The 20,408-nt window shown below is 70.3% G+C and carries 17 protein-coding genes; 7 read left to right on the top strand and 10 right to left on the bottom strand.

Translation table 11 applies throughout. The annotated features are described in order from the left end of the window. Positions 1-35 precede the first annotated feature (35 nt). From A3AG_RS0103510 to A3AG_RS0103495, 4 genes are all read right to left on the bottom strand, one after another. On the bottom strand, positions 36-1,793 hold the full coding sequence (locus A3AG_RS0103510) for an arylsulfatase (RefSeq protein ID WP_026163903.1): 1,758 nt from the start codon (positions 1,791-1,793) through the stop codon (positions 36-38). Between the two features lie 54 nt (positions 1,794-1,847). Beyond that, positions 1,848-2,930 carry an HAD family hydrolase gene (locus A3AG_RS0103505; RefSeq protein ID WP_018004077.1) on the bottom strand — a complete coding sequence of 361 codons (1,083 nt, stop codon included), beginning with the start codon at positions 2,928-2,930 and terminating at the stop codon, positions 1,848-1,850. A gap of 58 nt (positions 2,931-2,988) precedes the next feature. Further along, positions 2,989-4,221 carry a formylglycine-generating enzyme family protein gene (locus A3AG_RS0103500; RefSeq protein ID WP_026163902.1) on the bottom strand — a complete coding sequence of 411 codons (1,233 nt, stop codon included), beginning with the start codon at positions 4,219-4,221 and terminating at the stop codon, positions 2,989-2,991. A gap of 136 nt (positions 4,222-4,357) precedes the next feature. After that, complete coding sequence (locus A3AG_RS0103495) at positions 4,358-5,506, bottom strand: BamA/TamA family outer membrane protein (protein ID WP_018004075.1); 1,149 nt, start codon at positions 5,504-5,506, stop codon at positions 4,358-4,360. 236 nt (positions 5,507-5,742) lie between these two features. On the opposite strand from A3AG_RS0103495, the gene A3AG_RS0103490 reads away from it, so the two are divergent. Both A3AG_RS0103490 and A3AG_RS0103485 read left to right on the top strand, forming a co-directional pair. Next, positions 5,743-6,699, top strand: a complete 957-nt coding sequence (locus tag A3AG_RS0103490) for a SphA family protein (protein ID WP_018004074.1) — start codon at positions 5,743-5,745, stop codon at positions 6,697-6,699. A gap of 191 nt (positions 6,700-6,890) precedes the next feature. Next, the gene (locus A3AG_RS0103485) at positions 6,891-7,793 is read left to right on the top strand and encodes an acyltransferase (RefSeq protein WP_026163900.1); all 903 of its coding nucleotides are present in this window, start codon (positions 6,891-6,893) and stop codon (positions 7,791-7,793) included. A gap of 7 nt (positions 7,794-7,800) precedes the next feature. Here the strand turns inward: A3AG_RS0103485 and A3AG_RS0103480 are convergent, their stop codons facing one another. From A3AG_RS0103480 to A3AG_RS0103470, 3 genes are read right to left on the bottom strand one after another with little or no spacing between them, the layout of a single operon-like run. After that, complete coding sequence (locus A3AG_RS0103480; RefSeq protein WP_018004072.1) at positions 7,801-9,651, bottom strand: NAD(P)-binding protein; 1,851 nt, start codon at positions 9,649-9,651, stop codon at positions 7,801-7,803. Positions 9,652-9,658: 7 nt separating this feature from the next. Then, positions 9,659-11,020 (bottom strand): cytochrome c, encoded by a 1,362-nt coding sequence (locus A3AG_RS0103475; protein WP_026163899.1) that lies wholly within the window; start codon positions 11,018-11,020, stop codon positions 9,659-9,661. 13 nt (positions 11,021-11,033) lie between these two features. Beyond that, positions 11,034-11,219 (bottom strand): DUF2970 domain-containing protein, encoded by a 186-nt coding sequence (locus tag A3AG_RS0103470; protein ID WP_018004070.1) that lies wholly within the window; start codon positions 11,217-11,219, stop codon positions 11,034-11,036. 183 nt (positions 11,220-11,402) lie between these two features. Here A3AG_RS0103470 and A3AG_RS0103465 point away from each other — a divergent pair, with 183 nt between their 5' ends. Continuing rightward, positions 11,403-12,818, top strand: a complete 1,416-nt coding sequence (locus A3AG_RS0103465; RefSeq protein WP_018004069.1) for an aminotransferase-like domain-containing protein — start codon at positions 11,403-11,405, stop codon at positions 12,816-12,818. Here A3AG_RS0103465 and A3AG_RS0103460 read toward each other — a convergent pair. After that, positions 12,815-14,302: a glycine betaine ABC transporter substrate-binding protein gene (locus tag A3AG_RS0103460; RefSeq protein ID WP_018004068.1), complete on the bottom strand. Its 1,488-nt coding sequence runs from the start codon at positions 14,300-14,302 to the stop codon at positions 12,815-12,817. The two genes, A3AG_RS0103465 and A3AG_RS0103460, sit on opposite strands and share 4 nt — an antisense overlap. 222 nt (positions 14,303-14,524) lie before the next feature. Here A3AG_RS0103460 and A3AG_RS0103455 point away from each other — a divergent pair, with 222 nt between their 5' ends. Genes A3AG_RS0103455 through A3AG_RS0103440 form a run of 4 tightly spaced genes read left to right on the top strand, consistent with a single transcriptional unit; the run spans position 14,525 to position 18,189 of the window. Further along, positions 14,525-15,562, top strand: coding sequence for a LysR family transcriptional regulator (locus A3AG_RS0103455; protein ID WP_018004067.1), 1,038 nt, complete (start codon positions 14,525-14,527; stop codon positions 15,560-15,562). Then, positions 15,555-17,030 carry an FAD-dependent oxidoreductase gene (locus A3AG_RS0103450; protein WP_018004066.1) on the top strand — a complete coding sequence of 492 codons (1,476 nt, stop codon included), beginning with the start codon at positions 15,555-15,557 and terminating at the stop codon, positions 17,028-17,030. Before A3AG_RS0103455 ends, A3AG_RS0103450 begins: the two co-directional genes overlap by 8 nt. Before the next feature lie 35 nt (positions 17,031-17,065). Then, positions 17,066-17,596: a CMD domain protein gene (locus tag A3AG_RS0103445; RefSeq protein ID WP_026163897.1), complete on the top strand. Its 531-nt coding sequence runs from the start codon at positions 17,066-17,068 to the stop codon at positions 17,594-17,596. Beyond that, entirely contained in the window at positions 17,593-18,189 is a 597-nt protein-coding gene (locus tag A3AG_RS0103440) for a peroxidase-related enzyme (protein ID WP_018004064.1), read from the top strand. The genes A3AG_RS0103445 and A3AG_RS0103440 overlap by 4 nt, the downstream gene beginning before the upstream one ends. Before the next feature lie 12 nt (positions 18,190-18,201). Here the strand turns inward: A3AG_RS0103440 and A3AG_RS0103435 are convergent, their stop codons facing one another. Next, positions 18,202-18,543, bottom strand: coding sequence for a cupin domain-containing protein (locus tag A3AG_RS0103435; protein WP_018004063.1), 342 nt, complete (start codon positions 18,541-18,543; stop codon positions 18,202-18,204). Positions 18,544-18,575: 32 nt separating this feature from the next. After that, on the bottom strand, positions 18,576-20,408 hold a 1,833-nt coding region (locus A3AG_RS0103430), incomplete at its 5' end, for a DNA translocase FtsK (RefSeq protein WP_018004062.1).

Below are 20,408 nucleotides of genomic sequence, written 5' to 3'. Positions count from 1 at the left end.
TGCAGTGGAAGCCGGCTGGCCGGTCACGCTGGAGGCTACTTGCCGCCGGCCGCGCCCCGGTCAATCGACGACATCACCGCCTCGGTCATCTGGTCGATGGTGAAGCTCGCCGGCCGCTGGCTGGGCGGGTAGTCCTTGAACGACTGCAGGAACGGTGCCACGCGCGAGGACGCATAACTGATCATGTAGGCGTTCTTCGCGGTCCAGTCATAGTACTGGTCCGAAACCGTATCAGCCCGCTCATAGGGGTCCATGCGCAGGTTGAACGCCTTGGGCACGCGCAGGCAGGTGAACGGGTTGGCCCAGACCTGGAAGCCGCCCGGCTGGCGCTGCTCGCAGAACACGAACTTCCAGTCGTTGTGGCGCATCGCCACCAGCTGGCCGTCATCGTTGAAGTAGAAGAAGTCCTGGCGCGGCCCGGTGTTGGTCTGCCCGGTCAGGTAGGGCAGGAAGTTGTAGCCGTCCAGATGCACCTTGAACGATTTGCCGCCGATACTGGTGCCCTTGAGCAGGCGCTCCTTGATATCGGTATCGCCGGCCGCGGCCAGCAGCGTCGGGAACCAGTCGAGGCCGGAGATCATCGTGGTGGACACCGTGCTGGGCTTGATGCGGCCTGGCCAGCGGATGATCGCCGGCACCCGGAACGCGCCTTCCCAGTTGGTGTCCTTTTCGCTGCGGAACGGCGTGGTCGCGGCATCGGGCCAGCTGAACTGGTTGGGGCCGTTGTCGGTGCTGTAGATCACGATGGTGTTGTCGGCCACCTTCAGGTCGTCGAGCGCCTTGAGCAGCTTGCCGACGTGGCCGTCGTGCTCGATCATGCCGTCGGCGTACTCGTTGCCCGGCATGCCGCTCTGCCCCCGCATCGACTCGCGCACGTGGGTGAACACGTGCATGCGCGTGGTGTTCATCCACACGAAGAACGGCTTGTCGGCCTTCACCTGCTTGTCCATGAAGCCGATCGCCGCCGCCGTGGTCTCGTCGTCGATGGTCTCCATGCGCTTGCGGTTCAGCGGGCCGGTATCCTGGACCTTGCCGTCGGCGAACGAGTGGATCACGCCGCGCGGCGCGTTGGCCTTGACCCAGGCCTCGTCGTTCTTCGGGTAGTACGGACGCTCGGGCTCCTCTTCCGCGTTCAGGTGATAGAGGTTGCCGAAAAACTCGTCGAAGCCGTGCGCGGTGGGCAGGTACTCGTTGCGGTCGCCCAGGTGGTTCTTGCCGAACTGGCCGGTGGCATAGCCCAGCGGCTTGAGCGCCTGGGCAATGGTCACGTTCTGCGCCTGCAGCCCGACCGGCGCGCCCGGGATGCCGACCTTCAGCAGGCCCGTGCGCAGCCCGACTTCACCGGTGATGAAGGTGGAGCGGCCGGCGGTGCAGCTGTTCTCGCCGTAGTAGTCGGTGAACAGCATGCCCTCCTGGGCGATGCGGTCGATATTCGGAGTGCGGTAGCCCACCACGCCATGGCTGTAGGCGCTGATGTTGGTCTGGCCGATGTCGTCGCCAAAGATCACCAGGATGTTCGGCTTCTTGCCGGACGCGGCCGGCGCCGCCAGCGCCGGCGCCGAAGCCGCGGGAACCGGGGCGCTGGTCGCCACCGGGGGATTCTCCGGGGCCGGTACCGGAGCGGCCGTGCCCGTTGGCGGCGCCGCGGCAGGCGCCTGCGCCGCCGGCTGCTGCGCCTTGGGCGGGGCTTCCTTCTTGTCGCAGCCGCTCACCGCCACCACCACGGCGGCCACGGCCAGCAGCGCCAGCCTGGAACTCCGCCCTCTGACTATGCGTTCGTCAACTCTGTGCATGTCCCGCCTCCGTTCATTGACCCGTTACGGTCGGTTTGCCGCTGATACGTGCGGTCATGGCTTGCCGGCCGGATAGACCTGCTGCCAGTCCCGCTTCATGCTGACCACCGTCCAGCCCCTGGCGCGGGCCGCGTCCAGGGCCTTGTCGAGCTTGCCCACCTGGGACTGGCGGTCATAGGCGAACTCGCGCTCGGCATCGTCGTGATGCACCAGCACGGCCAGGCGCGGGCCGTCGCCGCCCGTGGTGTACTCCAGCATCTGCAGGTCGCCGTCGGAATTGCCCACGGCGAGGATGGGCCGGCGGCCGATATGGCGGTAGATGCCGGCCGGCTTGCCCGGCCCGTCATCGATGAAGTCCAGCTTGGGGTCGCGCACCAGCACCGGCTTGCCGTCGCGCACCTGGTAGCGCACCGCTTGCGAGGAGCCGATCACCTGTTCGGGCGGGATGCCGTAGATGGCCTGGCTCCACGGCCGCATGAAATCGATGGTGCCGCCCGAGACGATATAGGTCTTGAAGCCGTTGGCGCGCAGATAGGACAGCAGCTCCAGCTGCGGCTGGTACACCAGCTCGGTGTACGGCCGGTTGAGTTTGGGGTGCCGGGACTTTGCCAGCCAGGCGCGGATGGTGCGGTCGTACTCGTCGACGGTCATGCCGCTGTTGGCGCTGGCGATCAGCGCCAACAGCGGCTTCTCGTTGCGCATCAGCGCCTGCATGTCGTTGGCCATCAGTGCCTTGAAGGCCGGGTTGCCACGCCACTCCGGGTGCCGCGGCGCCGCGGCGCGGACCTGGTCGAGCAGGAAGAAGAACTGGAAGTACAGCGGCTGCTCGCTCCACAGCGTGCCGTCGTTGTCGAACACAGCCACGCGATCCTCGGGCGGCACGAAGCCGGGCGAGCCCGGGCGCGTCACGTCGGCGACGAATTTCAGCAGCGCCTGCCGGGCCGTACCGTCGCGCCACGACGGCAGCGCCGTTGCCGCGCCCTGCACCGACTGAACCGACTGCCCGACCGCATCCTGCAAAGCCGGCGTGGTGGCGGTGGTCGCGCAGCCGGCCAGCGCCAGGCCGGCCAGCGCCAGCGCGGCGATGGCGTTGCGCGTGTGGCTGGCAAGGATTGCGGTAGGCGCTGCCATGGTCATGTTGCTCGCTCCTGTCGCGGGTTGCGCTGCGGGAAGGAAACCTCGACCGCGCGCGTCGTCAGCGCGCTGCGGGGCCGGCGTGGCCGGCCATCGCCACCGGCGGCCGCCGCTGCATTTGCGCCCAGCGGTCTTCGTCCATCACCAGGCGGAAGCCGAGGTGCGACATGCTGTTGAAAGGATCGGTGCCGCGCCGTGCGCTGGGGCGGTAGCTCAGGCAGAAATCCTCGTTGCACAGGAACGAGCCGCCGCGCGTGACGCGCTTGGGCGCGTTGACCGGCACTCCCGGTTCGGACGGGTCCCACGATGCCAGCGGGCCCACCGGGTTCTCGATCGGCTGCGCCTTGCCGGCTTCGCGCCGGAACTGGTCGGCGCGGTACCAGTCCGCGACCCATTGCCAGGCATTGCCGGTCATGTCGGCAAGGCCGTAGCCGTTGGGCGGAAAGGTGCCGACCGGGCTGGTGCCCAGCGCGCCGCCGGCCTTGGGGCTGACCACCGGAAACGGCTGGTTCTGCTGCCCTTGCCAGACATTGGCCATCTGCCTGCCGTCGGGGGCAAACTGCTCGCCCCAGGCATAGGTCGCCTGCTCCAGTCCGCCGCGCGCGGCGAACTCCCATTCCGCCTCGGTCGGCAGCCGCTTGCCGGCCCACCTGGCATAGGCCTGCGCGTCCTCGTACGAAACCTGCACCACCGGGTGGTTGTCCTTGCCCTCGATCGAGCTGCCGGGGCCGGTCGGATGGCGCCAGTCGGCGCCGGGCACATAGCGCCACCAGCGCGAATAATCCTGCAGCGGCACCGGCCGCGGCGTGCCGACGAAGACCATGCCGCCCGCGACCATGGCGCTGTCGGGCGGGCGCGGCGTGCCGGGCGGCAGCTGCATGCGCAGCGTCTCCCAGTCGGGCGCACGCTCGGCGGTGGTGACATAGCCGGTGGCTTCGACGAACCTGCGGAATTGCGCGTTGGTGACGTGGTGCTGGTCCATCCAGAACGCATGCACGCGCACCTTGTGCGCCGGCTTTTCATTGGGCTGCGCCATCTTGCTGTCGCTGCCCATCAGGAATTCGCCGCCGGGCACGCGCACCATGCCGGCGGGACCGTTCTTGCCGTCGCCGATAACCATCGCGGGCGCGGCCGCGGTCCGTCCCTTCAGATACCAGTAGCTGCCGCCCAGGCCGGCCGCGAGCCCTGCGCCGAGCAGGCCCGCCAGCAGCCAGGCCCGCCTGCCGCCGCGCCGTCCGGCCACCAGGGCCGCCGGGCCTGCGCCGGGATTGCCGCTATCACGTGGTCCGCTCATGCCATTGTCTCTGTATGCAAAACATCGCGCCGATTCAGCGAAAACAATGATCTCAGATGGATTCGGCAATCAGAAGTCAGCTTTTTATGATTTCAGGCAGCAGTGAATTAAGTTTTTTTCGCATTCCGCTGTCGCTTCAGCGCCAGGCGCTGCCGACCTGGATATAGAACGCGTTCTGGCCCTTGCTGTGCGCGACATCCAGGCCGATCGACACCCCCAGCTTGCGCGCGATCATGTAGCGAAAGCCCGCGCCGACGCTGTAGACAGTCGTAGCATCGGAAAAATCGTGCCAGCGCCCATAGGCCTTGCCGACCCCGGTGAAGCCCAGCAGCGACCAGCGCGGGGTCATGTCCCAGCGCAACTCCATTTCCGCCGCGAGCGCGTTGCGGTCCTGGTAGCGCCCCTTCTGCACGCCGCGCAGGTCGATGTAGGGCTGCGCATAGAAGGGCACGTCGCCGCTGGAAAAGCGCGTATCGGCGCGCAGGCCCAGGATCACGGTGCGCGCCAGGGGCAGCCAGGTAAAGCCGCGCGCGTTATACATGTTGAACGACTGGGTACTGCCGAAGCCGCCGCGCGCGAACTGCGCCTCGAGTTCGGCATAGCTGCCGCGGCTGGGGTAGAAGATGTTGTCGCGCGAGTCGTAGTCGATCACCAGCCCGGCCTTGCCGATACGCTGGGTCTGGTCGAAGCTGCCAAGCTCGCCGGCATCGCCCGCCTTGAAGGTCGCGGTCGAATCGAAGTACACATAGCGCGGGCCCGCGTACCAGCGGGTGTCGGCGATGCGCACCAGCAGTTGCTGCACCAGGAACACCCCGCGCAGCTCGTAAGCGCGCGGCTGGTTGCGCAAGCCGTAGTAGTCGAGGTTGGCATCGACCTTGGCCAGCGCGCCGAGATAGCGGTAGCGGTCGCCGTCCCAGGTGTGGAAATGCGCGGCGCCGGCGCCCCAGGTGCCATTCTCGGTATAGGCGCCGCCGACGCCGGTGATGTTGGGCGGCGCCGGGCCCTTGCCGCTGGCCCTGGCGCTGGCGGCGGCATCGGCCATCGATTGCGAGAAGAACATCAGCCCGAGGCCCGCGCCGTAGCCGACCGCGGGCTCGGTGATGATGGTGGGCACCGGCAGCGCGCCGCTGTGGTTGAGCAGGAAGTCGCTCATGTCCAGCGCGCCGTCTTGCGGATCGAAGAACGACAACGGCTTCTTGGCGCCGGCCGCCTCGGCCTGCGCCCGTGCGGCGCCGCACCAGCACACGACCAGTGCGCCCATCAGCGCGGCAATGCGTTTTGTCATGGCGGGACGAATCATCGGCAAGCATCATCGCTGACCGGCTTCGGCGCTGGGAAGTAAAACTTTGCGATGCCGTGATGAAAGTTTTTGCGTGTTTTCACGCCAACCGTGACGCGGGGGATTGCTGCTAGTATGCAATGTCGAAAAAACCGGCGGCCGCGCCCGCTTTCATCGCGATGTCTCATTGCGGCGGGCGCAGGCCGCGTGCCCTGCCCGGTCTGCCCTACATGCCGATGCCCATGACCACGACCCTCGCACAACGGCTTGCCCTGACTGCACCGCTGCTGCTGGCCTGCGCCGGTGCCCACGCCACCGAAGGCGCGCTCGGGCGTCCCGTCACCGGCACCAGCGTGGTCCCCAACGCGGGGATCGTGTCGCCCGAGCCGGCGCTGATCGTCAACGTCGGCGAGATCTACCTCGACGGCTCGATCGGCGGCAGCCGCACCGTGCCGATCGCGGGCAAGGCCTCGGCCGGCATCGACGGCAAGATCGCCTTCACCCTGGCCACGGTAATGAAAGTGTGGGACACCGACACCGGCGCCTGGAACTTCGCCTCCAGCTTTACGCTGCCCTATGTGTGGACCAGGGTCACGGCCAACCTTGCTGTCGGCGGCCGCGGCCTCAGCACCCAGGACACCGCCTCGAACCTGTTCGACATCGCGTTTGCGCCGGTCATCGCCGGCTACCATTTTTCCAAGACCGAACACGTGGCGCTGAGCCTGAACGTGTGGGCGCCGACCGGCAAGTACGATGCCAACGCCCTGGCCAATCCCAGCCTCAACAACTGGACCTTCATTCCGCAGGTGGCCTACACCAGGCTGTTCCCCGAACACGGGCTCGAGTTCGATGCGGTTGCCGGGATCCAGTTCTACACCCGCAACCACGCCACCGACTACCAGAACGCGCCGCTGTTCACGCTCGACACGATGCTGCTCAAGCGCTTTGCCAACGGCGCCGGCGTGGGCCTGATCGCCGGCACCACGCAACAGCTGGGCGACGACAGCGGCCCGCTGGCGGACCGCCTGAACGGCTTCCGCGGACACGACTGGGCGGTGGGGCCGATCGTCACCTACGACACCAAGGTCGGCGCCCGGAGCCTGCTGTCGCTGGGCCTGCGCTGGGTTCCGTCGGTGGCAAGCAAGAACCGGCTGAAGAGTACCAACACCTTCATGGGCACGGCGACACTGGTGTTTTGACGGCCTCGCGCGCCCTTAAAATACCCGTGAGCCACCGTCCGCGTTGATCAAGCGCAAGCTCCAATTTCTTTCCTGCCTGCAAACTGGCGCCCATGACGACGTTGCCCTCTTCTTCCTCAGCTTCCTCCGCTTCCCCCGACGCCAGCCAGCCCATTTCCGCAGCCCCTGCCGTGCCACGCCGCCGGGCTCCGGTGCCGCGCGGCCGCTTCGCCTTTGTCACCGGCATCGTCAGCTGGACCCTGCTGGTCGCCAGCACGCTGTTCTGGTGCGCGCTGCTGTTTCCGCTGGCGCTGCTGAAGCTGGCGCTGCCGTTCGCCGCGGCCAGGCGCCGCCTCGACCCGCTGCTCAACGGCATCGCCACCGCCTGGATCTCGGGCAACACCGGCTGGTTCGCGTGGATCCAGCGCGAGCCCTGGGACATCCGCGGCAACGAGGGGCTGCGCTATGCCGACTGGTACCTGGTCAATTGCAACCACCAGTCGTGGGCCGATATCTTCGTGCTGCAGCGGTCGCTGAACCGGCGCATCCCGCTGCTGAAGTTCTTCCTGAAGCAGCAGCTGATATATGTGCCGGTGATCGGCCTGGCCTGGTGGGCGCTGGACTTCCCGTTCATGAAGCGGCACGGCAAGACCGAGCTGCGCCGCAACCCGGCCTTGCGGCGCCAGGACCAGGAGACCGCCCGGCGCGCCTGCGCCAAGTTCTCGCTGGTGCCCACCAGCGTGATGGTGTTTGCCGAAGGCACGCGCTTTACCGCGGCCAAGCACGCCGCGCAGGATTCGCCCTACCGCCACCTGCTCAAGCCCAAGGCCGGCGGCCTGGCGGTGGCGCTGAACGCGATGGGCAACAAGTTCCGTTCGCTCATCGATGTCACCATCGTCTACCCGGAAGGCGCGCCGGGCTTCTGGGACCTGGCCTGCGGGCGTGCCGGCCCGGTGCTGGTGCGCATGCGCCAGCTGCCGGTGCCGCCGTCTTTCTGCGATGCCGACTACGGCAGCGACAAGGCCTTCCGCACCGAATTCCACCACTGGCTGGCACGCCAGTGGCAGGCCAAGGATGCTGAAATCGAGGCGCTGACGCCGCCGCGCCAGGGCTGAGCCGCCGCTAGCCGGGCAGCCGCTCGATGGCGCGCCTGCCCTGCGCCACCGCCGCCGTCAGCGAAGGGCTGCCGGCGTTGTCGCTGTTGGCGATGCTGATATTGCCGACGCCGGCCAGCCCGGGCCACGCCGCGTCCGGCGCGACGTTTTCGCCGGCCAGGCTGTCGGGCATGTAGCTGTAGCCGTGCGCCCAGCGGTTGATGGTGATGCCGCGGATCACCTCCTTCGAAGCAAAGCCCTGGTGCCCGAGCATGCGGTCGAGCTGCGCGCGGATGTCGCGTTCCATCGCGTCGAACGGCGTGCCCAGCAGCAAGGCGCGGCCGGCGCGGAAGCGCTCGCGCGCGGGCATGCCGCTGTCGGGCACGGTCGGCACATAGAGCATGTGCAGCACCGCCGGGTCTGACGGTTCCCGGCCCGCGGGCGGCTCCAGCCAGAGATCGGTATAGGGCAGCGCCGGCGCATGGATGCGGCGCGTGCGCAGCGCGGCAAACGCCTGCCAGTGGTCGAGCGCCACCTTGGTATAGACCAGCGGCGCCTTGGCCTCGTTGTGGAGGACCGCCTTCTGCTGCGCCGGCAGCGACGGCAGCAGGTACGGGATCATCATGTTGTAGCCGGCCAGCACCACGTGGCGCGCCTCGACCCGATGCAGATTGCCGCGGAAGCCATAGGTGACGCGCGTGATCGGGCCGTCGGGCTCGACCGCGATCGCGGTGCTGTTCAGGCGCAGGCGCACCGGGTCGCCTTCGCGGTCCAGACGGCTGTAGTCGAACGCGGCCGACACCACCTGCGCCGGCGCGGCCACGCGCGCCACGCCCGGGATCAGGCTCTGCACCAGCAGCCGCGCCAGCGAGGCATTGCCATCGGCGAACCACAGCCGCGAAGCGGGCGACTTGCCCAGCCGCGCATTGCCCGCCGGCGCCGGCATGTTGGCGCCGGCGGGCAGGCCGATGGCGATGGCGTCGGCCACCGAGATGCCGTCGGCATCGAGCGCATAGGCATCGAGGCTGCGGCTGCGCAGGAAGCGCTGCCCGGCCAGGCCGATGCCGGCCTGGTCGCGCAGGAAGGCGGCGTAGCGCAGGGTGCGCAGCGCCGCGCTGCGTTCGGCGCCCGCCAGCGCCGGCAGGTAATCGGTGGTGCCTGCGGCCAGCCGCGCCAGCGCGGCGCGGTCCGCCGCGGGCAATGGCGCGCTGTCGAGGAAGCGCGACAAGGCCGCCGCATCGGGGCCGCCCGCGCGCGCGCCGCTGCGCGCATCGATCGCTTCGCCGAAGGGGTCGCCCGCCACCCACTGGTCGCGCCCGAAGTGCTCGGCATCGAAGAACACCGCGCGGCCCATGCCGAGCGCGGCATACGGGTCCGCGGCCACGGCCGCGGGCGGCTGCGCGGCATCGAGCCCGAGCCCGGCCAGCAGCTCGCGCACCGCGCCGTCGCCGGCCGCGCTTGCCGGCATCTCGGCGCTGCCGCCATAGGTCACCAGCCGCTTGCCGCGCACCGTGAACTCGTTGCGCTTGGCGTGGCCACCGAAATCGTCGTGGTTGTCGAGGATCAGGATGCGGCGGTTGGCACCGAAGCGGCGCCGGTAGAACCATGCCGCCGCCAGGCCGCTGAGGCCGCCGCCCACCACCACCAGGTCGAAGGCTTCGCGCGCCAGCACCGCGGGATACTTCGCGCCCTCGCGTGCCAGGCTGTGCGCCAGCGTGTAGGTGCCGGCATGGTTGCCGCGCAGGCCGGTCAGCGCCGGCGGATAGGCAGCGGACGGCGCGCCCGCGCGCGGCTGCGCGTGCAGCAGCTGCGCCGGCGCCAGGCCCGCGGCAATGGCCAGCGCGGTGCCATTGAGGAAGTCTCGTCGGGTGATCGTCATCGGCGGCTCATGGTTGGGCCTCGGCTGTGCGCGGCGTGCCCAGGGCCCGGCGCCGCGCGGCCACGTCGGCCTCCGCCACCGGCGCGGCGCGGTTGCCCCAGCTGCCGCGGATAAAGGTCAGCACGTTGGCCAGTTCCTGGTCGTCCAGGGTCCAGCCATAGCCGGGCATGTGGTAGTCCGACGGCGCGGTCGCCACCCGGGCGGTCACGGCGCCGTCGAGCAGCAGGTTGACCAGCGACGCCGGATCGGGATCGGCCACCGTGGGATTGCCGGCCAGCGGCGGGAACACGCGGGCGAAGCCCTTGCCGTCGGCGCCATGGCAAGGCATGCAGAACACTGCGTACTGGCGCGCGCCGGGCAGGTCGAAGCGGCCCTGCCGCAGCTGCTGCGCGGTGGCGGGATCGTGCCGGAACGGCTTGTTTTCGCCGCGCGCGCCGGGCAGGGACTTGAGGTAGGCGGCGACCGCGTCGAGATCGGCCGGGCTCATGTACTGGGTGGCGGTGGAGACCACGGTCGACATCGGGCCGAACGAGGTCGCGTGCGCATTGCGCCCGGTGCGCAGGAACTCGGCGATGTCCGCGCGCGACCAGGCGCCCAGCCCGGTGAGCTGGTCGCCGGTCAGGTTGGTGGCGGACCAGCCTTCCACGCTGGCGCCGGACAGGAACTGCCGGCTGCGCTGGTCCAGGCCCTTCTCGGCGAACAGCGTGCCGCGCGGCGTATGGCAGGCGCCGCAGTGCGCCACCGCCTGCACCAGGTACGCGCCGCGGTTCCACGCCGCGTCGCGCGCCGGGTCGGTGCGCACCGGGTCGTCATCGAGAAACAGCACGTTCCACAGCGCCAGCAGGCCACGCATGCCGAATGGCCAGCGCATCTGCGGCGCGGGATTGCGCTGCGCCACCGGCGCCACCTCGGCGCGCAGGTAGGCGTACAACGCCGCCACGTCGTCGCTGCGCAGGCGCGCGTACGACGGGTACGGCATCGCCGGATACAGGCGCTTGCCGTCGCGCGCCACGCCGTGGCGCAAGGCGCGGTCGAACTCGGCCAGGGTGTAGGCGCCGATGCCGCTGCCGGCATCCGGCGTGATATTGGTCGAATACAGCGTGCCGACCGCGGTGCGGATCGGCAGCCCGCCGGCAAAGGGCTTGCCGCCCGCGCTGGTATGGCAGGCGGCGCAGTTGGCGATGCGGGCCAGGTAGCGGCCGCGCTCGACCTGCTGCGCGTCGCCGGCGGCCTGCGCCAGGCCCGCGGGCAGCAGCAGCGCCAGTACCACGCCGGCCAGCCGGCGCAACACCCGGCGCAACACCCGGGGCACAGCGCGGGGCACAGCGCGTGACAAAGCGGGGCCGGGCCCGTGACAAGGAAAGCGCATGGATTGAGTCAGGTCATGCCGCCGACACGGCCCAGTTGGCCGCCAGCACCAGGCACGCCACCAGGCCGGCGGCGACGGCCACGCCGGTCACGATCAGCGGCACCGGGCGCAGGTTGTCCAGGTCGCGCTGGTGCTCGCGGCCCTGGCGCAGGCCGAAGAAGCCCCACAGCACGGTGCGCAACAGCCTCAACGGGTTCATGGCATCTCCTGGCTCGACTGGCAACGGGTAGCGGGACGAGAGGCCGATTATGGTCCGTCGCCGCCAGCCATACCAGCATCAGATAACTGGAAAAATTACGTATCAGTTGAATGCGCCCGGGGGATAATCCTGTCACCTCCGCCGCCACCTGCACCCCTACCCCACCGTCCCGCCCATTCCACCATGAAACGGTACGAAGCCCTCGCCGAAACCCTGGCCGCCGATATCCGCAACGGCAGCCTGCCGCCGGGCACGCGCCTGCCGTCGATCCGCAAGACCGTGGCCCAGTACGGCGTCAGCCCGTCGACCGCGTTCCAGGCCTATTACCGGCTGGAAGAGCGCGGGCTGGTGCGGGCGCGCGAGCGCTCCGGCTACTACGTGGCGGGGCCGGCGCGGCGCGAGCTGCCGCAGCCGCAGGCGCGCCCGTCGCGGCAGGTGTCGACGCCGGTGGACATCTCCAAGCTGGTGTTCGCCGTGCTCGAAGGCGCGCGCGACCGCGAGCTGGTGCAGTTCGGGTCGGCCTTTCCTTCGCCCGAGCTGTTCCCGTGGGAGCGGCTGGGCAAGGCGCTGGCGCGCGCCGGCCGCGCGCTCGACCCGTGGTACTCGGTCAACGACCTGCCGCCCGGCAATGCCGCGCTGCGCCGGCAGATCGCGCTGCGCTACCTGGGCGCGGGCGCGCCGCAGCCGGCCGGGGACCTGGTCGTCACCAACGGCGCGCTCGAGGCGCTGAACCTGTGCCTGATGGCGGTGACGCAGCCGGGCGACGTGGTCGCGATCGAATCGCCGGGCTTCTATGCTTCGCTGCAGGCGCTGGAGCGGCTGCGCCTCAAGGCCGTCGAGATCCCGGTCGACCCCGCCGAAGGCATCGACCTGGGCGCGCTCGACACCGCGCTGTCGCGCCACCCGGTCAGGGCGTGCTGGTTCATGACGCAGTTCCAGAATCCGCTCGGCGCCAGCATGTCGGAGGACAAGAAAAAAGCGCTGGTGGCCTTGCTGGCGCGCCACCAGGTGCCGCTGATCGAGGACGACGTCTATGGCGAGCTCTACTTCGGCAACCGCTGCCCGCTGCCGGCCAAGGCCTTCGATACGCAGGGGCTGGTGATGCATTGCAGCTCGTTCTCCAAGACCCTGGCGCCGGGATTCCGCATCGGCTGGGTCGCGCCGGGCCGCTTTGGCGAGGCGATCCAGCGGCTCAAGCTGATGACCACGCTGTCGGCCGGCGTGCCCGCGCAGGTGGCGCTGGCCGAATACCTGCAGCATGGCGGCTACGACAAGCACCTGCGCAAGCTGCGCCACGTGCTGGAGATGCAACAGGGCCGCATGATCGAGGCGATCGGCCAGCATTTCCCGGCCGAGGTGCGGGTGTCGCGGCCGGAGGGCGGGTATTTCCTGTGGGTGGAATTCGCGGCGGGGTTCGATGCGCTGGCCCTGCACCATGCCGCACTGGAAGCCGGCATCGGCATCGCGCCGGGGCCGATCTTCTCGGCGCGGCAGGGGTATCGCAACTGCATCCGGCTCAACTACGGCCACCTGTGGAACGACGAGGCCGAGGCCGCGGTGGCCACGCTCGGGCGCCTCATCGCGCAGCAGTCCGGCTAGCGCCGGTCGCGCCGGCGGCGCAGCGCCCACTCCAGCGCCTCGAACCCGGCCTGCACCAGCAGCGCCAGCACCGCGGCCGGGATCGCGCCGGCGAGCAGCAGCGTGGTGTCGTTCAGCGCCAGCCCGGTGGCGATGCGCTCGCCGAAACCGCCCGCGCCAACGAACGCCGCGATGGTGGCCGTGCCCACGCTGATGATGGCCGCGGTCTTGACGCCGGCCAGCAGCACCGGCAAGGCCAGCGGCAGCTCCACGTAGCGCAGCACCTGCGCGCCGCGCAGGCCCAGTGCTCGCGCCGCGTCGCGCATGCCCTGCGGCACCTGCTCCAGCCCGGTGGCGGTATTGCGCACGATCGGCAGCAGCGCATAGAGAAACAGCGCCACCATGGCCGGCCATACGCCGATGCGCCCCAGCAGCGGGATCAGCATCGCCAGCAAGGCCAGCGACGGCACCGTCTGCAGCACGCTGACCGCGCCCAGCACCGCCTGGCCGGTGCGGCGCCGCCGCGCCGCCAGCATCCCCAGCGGCACGCCCACCAGCGTGGCGGCACCGACCGCGCCCGCCACCAGCCCGACATGGCGCCGCGCCAGGCGCGCGGTGTCGGGGCCGAACAGCGCCGCCAGCAGCCGGCCGCGCCGGGCCTCAGCGACATGCGTGGCCGGCGCTCCGCCGCCGTCCAGGAAGGCCCGCGCGATCGCGGCAAAGGGCTGGCCATCGAGCTCCGCCGCCGCGTTCATGGCAATCATGTCGTCGGCGCTGACGCGCCCGGCCAGCCGTTGCAGCGCCTGCCAGGCCTGCGGGAAGCGCTGCGGCAGGTCAAGCCGGTAGACCACCACGGCGTCGTAGCGCGGGAAGTAATGCCGGTCGTCCGCCAGCACGCGCAGCCGGTACTTGCGGATCTTGGCATCGGTGGAATAGATGTCGATGGCATCGACCTGCCCTGCCGCCAGGGCCTCGTAGGCAACGCCGTGGTCGAGCCCGAGCGGGCGCTGCGGCAAGCCGTAGCGGCGTGCCAGCCCGGGCCAGCCGTCGGCGCGGCCCAGGAATTCATGCGACAGCCCGAGGCGTAGCCCTGGCTGCGCGGCGAGGTCGCTCAGCTGCGTCAACGCGCCGGCACGGGCGTCGGACACCGCCAGCGCATAGGTGTTCTCGAATCCCAGCGGAATCGCCGCCCCCAGTCCCATCGGCGCCAGCGCGTGCCGGATCTGCTCGAGCCCGGCGCCCGGCGGCAGCTTGAGGATCTCGGCGGCCAGCGTGCCGGTGTAGTCGGCATAGAGATCGATGCTGCCGGCCTTCAGCGCCGCGAACACGATCGCGGTATTGCCCAGGCCGGGCTGGTGCTGCGCGGTGCCGGGCGGCCCGGCGGCCTGGCTCAGCAGTTCGCCGAGGATGTACGACTCGGTGAAGCGCTTGGAACCGACGCGCAGCGGCTCGGCCGCGCGAGCCGGCAGGCTCGCCGCCAGTGCGGCAGCCAGCACCCAGGCCATGGCGATCCTAAGCCGGTGCCACGGTTTCTCTCTTGCGTGACTTCCATTAATACCGGCCAACACGTCCGTCCCGATGTGGCGCCGGTGTGCGCCCGGCATCGCTACATCATAGGCGGCGCATGAACTTATCCCGAAATAGTATTTGCAATCTGCATGTTGAAGGCGTCAGAATCCAGTTTTGGCATACAACCCGTTCGCATCTCGCACCCTCTCCCGAGCGTCATGGAAATCCGGCAGCTGGAAGCCTTCGCCGCAGTCGTCACCACCGGTAGCGTCACCGCCGCCGGGCGGTTGCTCGGCCGCTCGCAGCCGGCGATCACGCGGCTGATCCAGGAACTGGAGGCGGAACTCGGCTTTGCCCTGTTCACCCGCAGCGGCCCGCGCGTCAGCCCGACCGAGCAGGGCTTCCTGCTCTACGACGAAGTCGAGCAGACCCTGGCGGGCATGCAGCGGATCCGCACGCGCGCCGCGGCACTGGCGCGCGGCGATGGCCGGCCGCTGCGCATCGCCGCCACCCCGGCGCTGGCCGCGGGCCTGCTGCCGCCGGCGCTGGCGCTGGCGTTCGCGCGCGGCCTGTGTGCGCCCGAGCGCGTGGCGGTGCAGAGCCAGTCGCCGGAACAGGTGGTGCACGCGGTGCTGACCGGCGCCGCCGACATCGGCCTGAACAGCCTGCCGCTGGAGCACCGCGGCGTGACCGTGCACTGGATCGGCCAGTCCGCCTGCGTGGCGGCGCTGCGCGCCGACGACCCGCTCGCGGCGCTGCCCGCCCTCACCTTGCAGGACTGCCGCGGCCGCCGCCTGATCGCCATGCACAACCCCTACCGGCTGCGCCGCCGCGTCGATCGCGCGCTCGCCGGCGCCGGCGTGCCGGCGGCCGGCGTGATCGACACCAACACCTCGATCAGCGCGCTGACGCTGGTGCGCGCGGGGCTCGGCATCGCCCTGCTGGAGCCGGTGACCGCGCGCGGGCTGCCGCTGACCGATATCGCGGTGCGCCCCATCGACGCCGATATTCCTTTCTTTTTCGGGGTGATCACGCCGCAGGCGCGCCCGGCCAGCGCCGCCGTGCAGGGGCTGGTGCAGGCGGTGGCCGATGCGGCCGCCACGCTGCTGCCCGACCTGGTGCGGCGCGAGCCGGCGGAGCACGGCGCGCTGCTGCAATCGCTCTACGGTGATGCGGGCGACGCCGGCAACGCTGACGATGCCGGCGATGCCGCCGACCTCCCCACCCAAGATTCCGGACTGACAAGCCATGACTGATCCCACCGTTGCGACCGCTTCCCCGCCGCCGGGCCTGGCCGCCCTCGAAGCCCGGCTGCGCCAGGACCTGTCCTGGCTCGAGCTGCCCGCCAGGGCCTGGACCATGCCGCGCAGCGTCGACGGGCAGGAGGTGCTCGACGTCGCCGTGATCGGCGGCGGCATGGCCGGCCTCGCGGCGAGCGCCACGCTGACCCACCTGGGCGTGCGCGTGCGCGCCTTCGACCGTGCCCCGGCGGGCTATGAAGGCCCGTGGGCGACCACCGCGCGCATGGAGACGCTGCGCTCGCCCAAGCAGCTGACCGGCCCCGCGCTGGGCCTGCCGGCACTGACCTTCCGCGCCTGGTTCGAGGCGCAGTTCGGCGAGGCCGCGTGGCAGGCACTGGACAAGATCCCGCGCCTGCAGTGGATGGATTACCTGCGCTGGTTCCGCCAGGTGCTGGCGCTGGATATCCGCAACGAACACCATGTCGAGCGGATCGTGCCGCGCCCCGACGGGCTGGTGGCGCTGTCGATGCAGGCCCCCGCCGGCCCGCTCACGGTGCTGGCGCGCCGCGTGGTGCTGGCCACCGGCCGCGACGGCCTCGGCGGCGCCTACGTGCCGCCGGTCGCGGCCGCGCTGCCGCGCCACCTGTGGGCGCATTCGTCGGACCAGATGGACTACGCCGCGCTGCGCGGCAAGCGCGTGGGCGTGGTCGGCGCCGGCGCCTCGGCCATGGACAGCGCCGCGACCGCGCTGGAAGCGGGCGCCGCCAGCGTCGAGATGCTGATCCGCCGCGCCGACATCCCGCGCGTCAACAAGAGCAAGGGCGCCGGCAACCCGGGCCTGACCTTCGGCCACTACGGCCTGCCCGACGCCTGGAAATGGCGCCTGCGCCATTACATCAACAGCCAGCAGGTGCCGCCGCCGCGCGGCAGCACGCTGCGCGTGTCGCGCCATGCCAATGCCTACTTCAACCTCGGCGCCGCGCTGGAGGCGATCGACGCGCGCGGCGACGTGCTGCTCGTGCGCACTCCGCGGGGCGAGTTCGAACTGGATTTCCTGATCTTCTCCACGGGCTTCCGCATCGCGCTGGAAACGCGCCCGGAGTTCTCCGCCTTCGCCCCGCATATCCGCTTCTGGCGCGACCGCCATGCGCCGCCCGCGGGCCAGGAAGACCGCGAGCTGTCCGATTCGCCCGATCTGGGCGAAGCCTTCGAATTCCAGGAAAAGACGCCCGGCGCGTGCCCGGGACTGACGCGCATCCACTGCTTCTGCTATCCGGCGGCGCTGTCGCACGGCACCGTCTCCGGCGACATCCCGGCGATCAGCGACGGCGCACGCCGGCTTGGCCAGGGCATTGCCGCGCGGCTGTACCAGGAAGACATCGAGCTGCACTACGCCGCGCTGCAGGCCTATGCCGAGCCCGAGGTCTTCGGCGACGAATGGGTGCCGGCGCCGCCGCCGGCGCTGCGCACCGCCAAGGCCTGAATCCACTCCCGACCCAACCCAGACAAGAACGTCCGATGACCCAGCCCCCGACTACCCCGGTCGATCTGATCGACCAGCTCACCGGCCTTGCGCCGGGCAGCGCCACCCACGCCCTGCGGCACCAGCGCGACAAGGTCGTGGCCGCCACCCAGGGCAGCTACGACGCCCTGTTCGACCCCGAACTGCCGGGCCTGTCGCTGGCGGAACGGCTGCTGGTGGCGCTGTACGCCGCCCGGCTGACGCCGTCGCCGGCGCTGGCCGCGCACTACCGGAGCCGGCTCGAGCAGCTTGGCGCCGATGCCGGCCAGCTGCGCGCCGCGGCCGAAGGCACGCCCGCGGACGTGGCCGAGCCGCGCCTGCGCGCCATGCTGGAATTCACCCGCAAGCTGATCGAAAAACCGGTCGAGGGCGACCGAGCCGCGCTGCTGGCGCTGCCCGCCGCCGGCCTGAGCACCCCGGCGGTGGTCACGCTGGCGCAGCTGGTCGCCTTCCTGTCGTACCAGGTGCGGCTGGTCGCCGGCCTGGACGCGCTGAAAGCCTTGAACGACAACGGAGCCCAGGCATGAGCGAAATCATCAAATCCCACGGCTTCACCAACGAAGTGCTCGACTGGAAGGCATGGCTCGACGTGGTCGAGCTCGACCAGGCCACGCCCGAGCAGGTCGCCGTGCTCGAGGAAAGCCACCCCAAGGCCAAGGTGCAGGACTACTACCGCTTCCTGGTCCACCAGCCCGAGATCCTGCGCCAGCGCTCGACCGCCTTCAACGCCATCATGTACGCGCCCGGCGGCATGCCGCGCGCCGAGCGCGAGCTGTCGACCACGGTGGTGTCGCGCATCAACGGCTGCGTCTACTGCGCCTCGGTCCACGCCCAGCGCTTCGAACAGCTGGCCAAGCGCAACGATGTGATCCGGCAAGTATTCGAGGATCCGCGCACGGCGGGCACCACGGCGCGGGAGCGGGCGATCGCGAAGTTTTCGATCGAACTGACCGAGCGGCCGGCCGACGTCACCGCCGAACAGCTCAAGCCGCTGCGCGAGGCCGGCGTGACGGACGCGGAGATCCTGGACCTGATCCACTCGATCGCGATCTTCGCGTGGGCGAACCGGCTGATGCTGAATCTTGGGGAGCCGGTGTTTCCGGAGCAAGCCGGCGCGTAACTTCAGGCGGCATCAAGCGCCTGTCGCGGCGTGATGCACGGCCAGCCAGACGGTAGGCTGGCCGGCATCGGTCCAGGCGACGCGGTGCCGGCAATGGGCCGGCAGGTGCAGCCAGTCGCCCGGCGCCATGCGATGCTCGCCGGGCTGCCCCTCGATCTCGAGCGCGGCACTGCCGCTGAGCAGCAGCACCCACTCCGCCTCCGCGCTGTCGTACCAGAAGCCCACGGGGCTGGCCTGGCCGTTGGAGACGATGCGCTCGATGCGCAGGCCCGGGCGTTGCAACAGCGGCTCGAAGATTTCCTGCGCCGCGCCGGCCGGGACACCGGCGAGCAGGTTTCCGTGTTCAGGCTGCATGCTGCCTCCTTCGGGCCGTGGTGGCGGCACGCTCAGTCGCCCGGCCCGGGCGCGAGCACGTCGCGCGCGCCGTTGCGGCCCATCGGCGAGACCAGTCCGGCGACTTCCATCTGCTCGATCAGCCGCGCCGCGCGGTTGTAGCCGATGCGCAGCTGCCGCTGCACCGCCGAGATCGAGGCGCGGCGGCTGGTCAGCACGAAGCTGGCGGCCTCGTCGTAGAGCGGGTCGGCCTCGCCGTCGCCGCCGCCGTCGCCGAACAGGTCGGCGCCGCCGGCTTCGGCCGGGTCGCCGGCGAGAATGGCATCATCGTAATCCGGCTCGCCGAACTGCTTCCAGTGCTCGACCACGCGGTGCACTTCATCGTCGGCGACAAAGGCGCCATGCACGCGTTGCGGATAGCCGGTGCCCGGTGGCAGGAACAGCATGTCGCCCTGGCCCAGCAGGCTCTCGGCGCCCATCTGGTCGAGGATGGTGCGCGAATCGATCTTGGACGAGACCTGGAACGCAACGCGCGTGGGGATATTGGCCTTGATCAGGCCCGTGATCACGTCGACCGAGGGGCGCTGCGTGGCCAGGATCAGGTGGATGCCGGCGGCGCGCGCCTTCTGCGCCAGGCGCGCGATCAGTTCCTCGATCTTCTTGCCGGCGACCATCATCAGGTCGGCGAGCTCGTCGATCACCACCACGATCATGGGCAGGCGCGACAGCGGCTCGGGCGCGTCCGGCGTCAGCGAGAACGGGTTGGGCACCTTCTGCCCCGCGGCCTCGGCGGCGCGGATCTTCTGGTTGTAGCCGGCCAGGTTGCGCACTCCCAGCGCCGACATCAGCTTGTAGCGCTTTTCCATTTCGCCGACGCACCAGTTGAGCGCGTGCGCGGCCTGCTTCATGTCGGTGACCACCGGCGCCAGCAGGTGGGGAATGCCCTCGTAGACCGACAGCTCGAGCATCTTGGGGTCGATCATGATCAGGCGCACGTCTTCCGGCGTGGCCTTGTACAGCATCGACAGGATCATGGCGTTGACCGCCACCGACTTGCCCGAGCCGGTGGTGCCGGCCACCAGCAGGTGCGGCGCGCGCGCCAGGTCAGTCACCACGGGGTTGCCGGTGATGTCCTTGCCCATCGCCAGTACCAGCCGTGAATGATGCGCCTGGAACGAGGCCGCCTGGACAATCTCGGACAGCCGGATCATCTGGCGGCGCGCGTTGGGCAGCTCCAGCCCCATGCAGGTCTTGCCGGGGATGGTCTCGACCACGCGGATCGAAGTCACGCCCAGCGCGCGCGCCAGGTCCTTCATCAGCCCCACCACCTGCGCGCCGCGCACGCCCATGGCGGGCTCGACCTCGAAGCGGGTGATCACCGGGCCGGCGCCGGCGCCGACCACGGCGACCGGCACCTTGAACTCGGCCAGCCGCTGGGCGATCAGATCGCCGGTTTCGCGCAGGCGTTCTTCGGAGACCTGCTCGGCGCTGTCGACTTCGCTCTCCAGCAAGTCCGCCGGCGGCAGGCGGTAGTCGACCACGGGGCGCGGCTGCGGCGGCGCCACCGGTGCGGGCACCGGGGCGGCGGCAGGCGGCGTCGCGGCTGCCAGCGGCACGGTGCGGCCGACCACGGCGGGCAGGACGATGCGGGGCTTGGCGGGCGGCGCGGGCGGCGGGCTGGCCGGCGCGGCTGCGACGGGCGCGTCGGTTTCAGCGGATGCGGCAGGTTCGACGGCATCGGCATCGGCCACGGCATCGGCTGCGTCGGCTGCGTCGGTTGCATCGTTTGCATCGGCTGCTTCGGCTGCTTCGGCTGCTTCGGCTGCTTCGGCTGCTTCGGCTGCTTCGGCTGCTTCGGCTGCTTCGGCTGCTTCGGCTGCTTCGGC

It is taken from the genome of Cupriavidus neocaledonicus (genome assembly GCF_000372525.1).
Classification (GTDB): Bacteria; Pseudomonadota; Gammaproteobacteria; order Burkholderiales; family Burkholderiaceae; genus Cupriavidus; species Cupriavidus neocaledonicus.
The sequence above is the reverse complement of the archived record's forward strand: the minus strand, read 5'-3'. Positions and strand labels throughout refer to the sequence as shown.

Bases quoted from the DNA above. Each gene is read 5' to 3' on its own strand.
- A3AG_RS0103510 (WP_026163903.1), bottom strand. From the start codon at position 1,793: ATGCACAGAGTTGACGAACGCATAGTCAGAGGGCGGAGTTCCAGGCTG.
- A3AG_RS0103505 (WP_018004077.1), bottom strand. From the start codon at position 2,930: ATGACCATGGCAGCGCCTACCGCAATCCTTGCCAGCCACACGCGCAAC.
- A3AG_RS0103500 (WP_026163902.1), bottom strand. From the start codon at position 4,221: ATGAGCGGACCACGTGATAGCGGCAATCCCGGCGCAGGCCCGGCGGCC.
- A3AG_RS0103495 (WP_018004075.1), bottom strand. From the start codon at position 5,506: ATGACAAAACGCATTGCCGCGCTGATGGGCGCACTGGTCGTGTGCTGG.
- A3AG_RS0103490 (WP_018004074.1), top strand. From the start codon at position 5,743: ATGACCACGACCCTCGCACAACGGCTTGCCCTGACTGCACCGCTGCTG.
- A3AG_RS0103480 (WP_018004072.1), bottom strand. From the start codon at position 9,651: ATGACGATCACCCGACGAGACTTCCTCAATGGCACCGCGCTGGCCATT.
- A3AG_RS0103475 (WP_026163899.1), bottom strand. From the start codon at position 11,020: ATGCGCTTTCCTTGTCACGGGCCCGGCCCCGCTTTGTCACGCGCTGTG.
- A3AG_RS0103470 (WP_018004070.1), bottom strand. From the start codon at position 11,219: ATGAACCCGTTGAGGCTGTTGCGCACCGTGCTGTGGGGCTTCTTCGGC.
- A3AG_RS0103465 (WP_018004069.1), top strand. From the start codon at position 11,403: ATGAAACGGTACGAAGCCCTCGCCGAAACCCTGGCCGCCGATATCCGC.
- A3AG_RS0103460 (WP_018004068.1), bottom strand. From the start codon at position 14,302: ATGGCCTGGGTGCTGGCTGCCGCACTGGCGGCGAGCCTGCCGGCTCGC.
- A3AG_RS0103455 (WP_018004067.1), top strand. From the start codon at position 14,525: ATGGAAATCCGGCAGCTGGAAGCCTTCGCCGCAGTCGTCACCACCGGT.
- A3AG_RS0103450 (WP_018004066.1), top strand. From the start codon at position 15,555: ATGACTGATCCCACCGTTGCGACCGCTTCCCCGCCGCCGGGCCTGGCC.
- A3AG_RS0103445 (WP_026163897.1), top strand. From the start codon at position 17,066: ATGACCCAGCCCCCGACTACCCCGGTCGATCTGATCGACCAGCTCACC.
- A3AG_RS0103440 (WP_018004064.1), top strand. From the start codon at position 17,593: ATGAGCGAAATCATCAAATCCCACGGCTTCACCAACGAAGTGCTCGAC.
- A3AG_RS0103435 (WP_018004063.1), bottom strand. From the start codon at position 18,543: ATGCAGCCTGAACACGGAAACCTGCTCGCCGGTGTCCCGGCCGGCGCG.